This is a genomic window from Acidisphaera sp. L21 (assembly GCF_009765685.1).
Taxonomy (GTDB): Bacteria; Pseudomonadota; Alphaproteobacteria; order Acetobacterales; family Acetobacteraceae; genus LMUY01.
In genome coordinates this window covers 1,905-2,943 of record NZ_LMUY01000125.1, presented here as the reverse complement: position 1 = coordinate 2,943, position 1,039 = coordinate 1,905, and the positions used below count along the sequence as shown (strand labels likewise).

Below are 1,039 nucleotides of genomic sequence, written 5' to 3'. Positions count from 1 at the left end.
AAGCCATCATTGCTCTTGAAGTTCATGATCATCAAAGATTTTGAAGATACAGCATATATTTTGGCAGAATAATCATAGGTTATTTCAGTGGAGCCTGTATTATTATAACGTGAGTGGCCATGCCAAAACGCATTCTCCTTAACTTAAGTAAGTCTGGGCAGATGAGTTGGGCTCGGCCTCGGGCTGCCTATCGCATCGAGCTAGCTCCGAAGACACAAACTCCACGTAGTCGACGCCTCATCGCGCTAGAGCAGACAGGTCACCTGCCGTGCCCATAGGTGGTGCTGCGCAGGTTGAATTGCTTCTGAAGGCAGAGAATGCGCTGGGTGAATCGCCTACATGGTCCGCGTCAGAGAATGCGCTCTACTGGGTTGATGTAACAGCCCCGGCGCTCTACCGGCTCCATCTACCCAGTTTGAAGATCCACCAGTGGAAGCTTCCGGCCGACATTGGTGGATTTGCACTCACGCCAAGCCTGGACGGAGCATTGGTGGCTTTGCGCCACGGCCTGTTTGGATTGGACTTTCAAACCTGCTTGCTGACTAAACTGGCAGCAGCCCCGTTTGACTCAGGTATGTTCCGGTTCAACGAGGGAGGATGTGATCCGTCAGGACGGTTTTGGATTGGCGTGATGTTTGATCCAGCCAAAGCCACTGCAACGTCACGCATGGGTAGGCTCCACAGTTTCACTTTTTCTGGCGGCCTGCGGCGAGAGCCCGATTTCGCAGAGCTTCACAACGGCATGGCGTGGACTGAAGATGGATCTACTATGTTTGTCACCCATGGCGAAGATCGTGCCATTTTCCAATATTCCGTTGACGATGATCAACGAATCAGCAATCCGCGTGTGTTCGCGGTTGTTACCGACGGCGGAGCTCCGGACGGCGCGGCACTAGATTCGGACGGCGGGTATTGGTGCGCGGTATACGGTGCTGGCAAACTTCGTCGCTATCGGTCAGACGGCTCAGTCGACCGAGACGTTGCTCTTCCAATCAGTCAGCCTACGATGTGCGCATTTGGCGGGGAGCGACTTGACACT

General features: G+C 53.7%; 1 protein-coding gene. It reads left to right on the top strand.

Translation table 11 applies throughout. From position 1 onward, the window contains the following. Positions 1-268: 268 nt before the first annotated feature. Positions 269-1,039, top strand: a 771-nt coding sequence (locus GSQ76_RS23985) for an SMP-30/gluconolactonase/LRE family protein (protein ID WP_216851265.1), incomplete at its 3' end; no start/stop codon positions are given.